The organism is Ferruginibacter sp., from assembly GCF_031430955.1.
In the GTDB taxonomy this organism is placed as follows: Bacteria; Bacteroidota; Bacteroidia; order Chitinophagales; family Chitinophagaceae; genus Ferruginibacter.
This window is the reverse complement of the sequence record NZ_JANPCM010000154.1, coordinates 1-3423: the sequence shown is the minus strand read 5'-3', so window position 1 is coordinate 3423 and position 3423 is coordinate 1. Positions and strand designations below refer to the sequence as shown.

The window sequence follows — 3423 nt, the reverse complement described above, 5'->3', positions numbered from 1 at the left end:
ATTTATTGGCACTAAAGATATGCCCTTTGAAATATTCAGGGAAAGCACACAAACTAATATTTATGCTACATTAATTGGATCAATAGGAAAATTATTTACCGGAAATTGATAAGAAATATTGTTTGGCGTAATTTTCAATTTTATAGTTGCTTTTACTTTTTGAAATATTTTATGGAAGAAATAATGACATTGGAAGAAGTTGCTAAGTATTTAAAAATGCAACCGCAAACAATTTATATATGGGCTCAAACGGGCAAAATTCCAGCTGCCAAAATTGGAAAAGAATGGCGTTTTAGAAAAGACATAATTGACGAATGGTTTAAACAGCATATTGATGAAAAATTTAAACCGCTAATTAAACAGATGAGCCAAAAAAAATAAACCCTGACCAATTAAAATTTATATGTGCCTCGACAGTGTAGAATTAATAATGGAAATTGAATTACTTTTTGCCGATTCAAGATAAAAACGGCTAAAAAAAATTAAGAATGTATGGAAAGTTTAGCCGCTAATCAACTAAAACAATATTTAGAATCTGATGAAGTTTTGATTTGGGCAGGGCAACCTAAAAAGGGAATTGTTTTCGAGATTAGTGATATTTTTAAAACTATATTTATTTTAGCATTTTTCATATTTACATACATTGCGATTAAATTACTGGCACAAATTTCAATAATGATAGCAATCCCAATTGGGATTATTTTCTTTTCAGGCTTGATTGTATTAGGATTGGGGAGATTTTTCATTGACGCTGAATTAAGAAAAAAAACTTTTTATGGACTGACAAACAAAAGGATAATAATAACATCCAGTTTAGCACATAAAAAAATCCAATCAGTCTACTTTAGCTCAAAACCTAAAATTGAATTCATACCAAATCTTGATGGCACATCTACTATAGACTTAGGAATAAAAGAACTAATAGGATCTGGCCAAGGAGGAGTAAAGTGGATCCCTAATATTAAAGCTTATACGTCCTTGTATCGACTTTCTGAAGGAGAGATTGTTCACAAAAAAATAAGAGAAATCAAAGATACAAGTTGAAAACGAACTATTAACATCCTCGTTTGCGTTTAATATGCAGCGTAAGCATAGCAGCATAGCGTACCAACGCCGCATCTTGTTCTCTGCACTCAAACTACAGTACTCCAAAACTCTTTCGTTTATATTTATTAATTCCAAACATCCCTCTTCGTATCAACGTTACGCACCAGGTATTTTGCCCCGGCCAAAAAATTCACCTGTATGACATTTTTTTTACAATAAAAGTAAAATCAATGACCCCTTTAAATTTTAAACAGGCTGTCTCAAAAACAAACAAATCTGTAACATTGAGTTTATCGAAATGTTTACAGATTTGTTTGCCAGCAATTGTAATATTTAGATGACCTCAATATTATAATCGCTGGTACTTTTGAGACAGCCTCTTTAAAATTTATTTTTTTATATTAAAGAATTAAAGCTTAACCAGTTTTAATTGCTTTTTATTAGCCCCCTGCATCACTTCTAAATAATATATACCTGCACGGTAATTGTTACCAATTTTTACAACCCCGTTGGAAGCAATGTTAGAACGTTGTTCTATTACCCTCCCATTTATATCAGTAATTCTGATACTGCTTTTTTCGGTTGAAATGCCATCAATCAACACATTAAAACCTGCTTTGGACGGATTAGGATAACCACTGATGGCAAAACTCTTTTCAGAAATTAAGGAAATACCTTCAGCAACAACTGAAGCGGATGTGGAACTTGAGGTAATCACTTCGCCTTTATTATTTAAAGGACAACCAATGTTGTTTAATTGATCAAGATAAGTAGCAAGTGAACCGGCATCTGTAAACGATCCACCAACATAAGTGGTAGCATTTACGGTTACATTTGGTAAAGAAGCTGCACCGGTGTTGAACATATTTCTAACTGCTGTCCATACTTCTGCAACCGTATAAGGATAAAAGCCTCTTCCGGCATTTAACAATCCAGCTACACCCTGGCGGGCAAGGTTGTTGTATCCGCCACCACCAAGTTCAAGCGCATTTTGAAGAGTAGTTACTCCCAGTGTAATAACACTACGACCATTGGTTATATTGAACACACCGGAGAATGTTTGTGTTCTGCTGTAACCTGCACCAGTCCAGGCGGCATCTTTAGCATTTTTCCAATACCCATGGCTGCATCCCAGATTACCACGAACAACAGGTGCACAGTCAGCCGGGCCTACTTCTATGATAACAGGAAGTGTAGTTGGTCCGAGGTTTTCGTTAATCTGAGATATCATAAATTGATTAAACCAGTCGTTCCATTTACCTAAAGGATCGTTTGTTCCACCATTATAGGGATATGACATCATTACAAGCAGCTGGGTATAATCTTCACCATTAGAAAAAGTTCCTGCATGATTGTTTGGTTCGCCTACATTCCAGTTCCTGAAATCTTCGCAATTAGGTTGGCCATTGGACCATACAAAATTATTTTCTACAGCCGCATCTGTTAACCCAATCCAGGGGTTGCGAAAATTACGCCAGTCTGTACCATAGGACATACCGTTGCCCCCATAATGGGCAATGTTATAAGCCAGCATAAGATTAGTGACACAAGTGTTTTCTGCTGCATTTACAATGGCTGCCGCATAAACCTGGTCGTCAGGAACAGCAGTTTTAGATTGAAAATCCGCAACTACACCATTAATGTTGATGCCAAAAACAAAAGCTTGCGAAATGTAATAATTGTGACCATTACAAGCACCCAGATAGTCATAACCCGCTACCGGACCTTGCGCCTGAATAAATGTTCCGGAGAGTAAAAAAAGGGCAACCAGGGCCTTTCTTACGTTTTGCTTAATAAAAGTAAATAGAAAGTGTACCATAACGTTAGGTTTTATGTGATTAAAAAAAAATACAAATAATTAAAGGGGTTAATTATTTTTTTCGAGAAGATACTGATGGTAATTCAAAATAAGAAATTAGAAAGAATTGTTCATGGGAATATGGGTGCAGTAAAACAGATATGGCCGTAAAAGTAAATAACTTAATTGAGAAATCAAAAAAAACAGTATTGTTTATTTTTAATTATTTTTCTACGCTCTTGGTAACCCGAAACCCATTCACCGCCGGTGTACGTTATGCAGCGTAAGCATTGTGGCAGAGTGTGCCAACGCCACTGCGTTAGCTTTGCTGCCGGTAGTACCTGCACAACTGTTCGGAAGATTTTACTTTTTCCAGCGGAACAATTTATGGGTAGCTGAAATGTTGATGATTGGATTTTCGTTCCTTGGGAACGGTTTGTGCTTTTTTTGAGTGAACACAATTTGTAATACCGCCTTTAATAAATATTGCCTGGCAAGGACATAATACGTTCCGCCGGAACGTAAAAACAATTGTATAAATTTTTGCTACCTGTAAAATGTTCCTGGCGGAACATAAA

Annotated in this window: 3 protein-coding genes; 2 read left to right on the top strand and 1 reads right to left on the bottom strand. The window is 35.8% G+C overall.

Going from position 1 to position 3423, the window contains the following annotated elements; genetic code table 11:
• Nucleotides 1-105 precede the first annotated feature (105 nt).
• Together ACY65O_RS04145 and ACY65O_RS04140 are read left to right on the top strand one after the other, a co-directional pair.
• On the top strand, nt 106-381 hold the full coding sequence (locus ACY65O_RS04145; protein ID WP_462219585.1) for a helix-turn-helix domain-containing protein: 276 nt from the start codon (nt 106-108) through the stop codon (nt 379-381).
• 111 nt (nt 382-492) lie between these two features.
• A complete protein-coding gene (locus ACY65O_RS04140) occupies nt 493-1044 on the top strand; it encodes a hypothetical protein (RefSeq protein ID WP_462219584.1) in 552 nt (183 codons plus the stop codon).
• Nucleotides 1045-1456: 412 nt separating this feature from the next.
• Here ACY65O_RS04140 and ACY65O_RS04135 read toward each other — a convergent pair whose 3' ends face one another.
• Nucleotides 1457-2866, bottom strand: a complete 1410-nt coding sequence (locus ACY65O_RS04135) for a T9SS type A sorting domain-containing protein (protein WP_462219583.1) — start codon at nt 2864-2866, stop codon at nt 1457-1459.
• Nucleotides 2867-3423: the final 557 nt, after the last annotated feature.

Bases quoted from the DNA above. Each gene is read 5' to 3' on its own strand.
- ACY65O_RS04135 (WP_462219583.1), bottom strand. From the start codon at position 2,866: ATGGTACACTTTCTATTTACTTTTATTAAGCAAAACGTAAGAAAGGCC.
- ACY65O_RS04140 (WP_462219584.1), top strand. From the start codon at position 493: ATGGAAAGTTTAGCCGCTAATCAACTAAAACAATATTTAGAATCTGAT.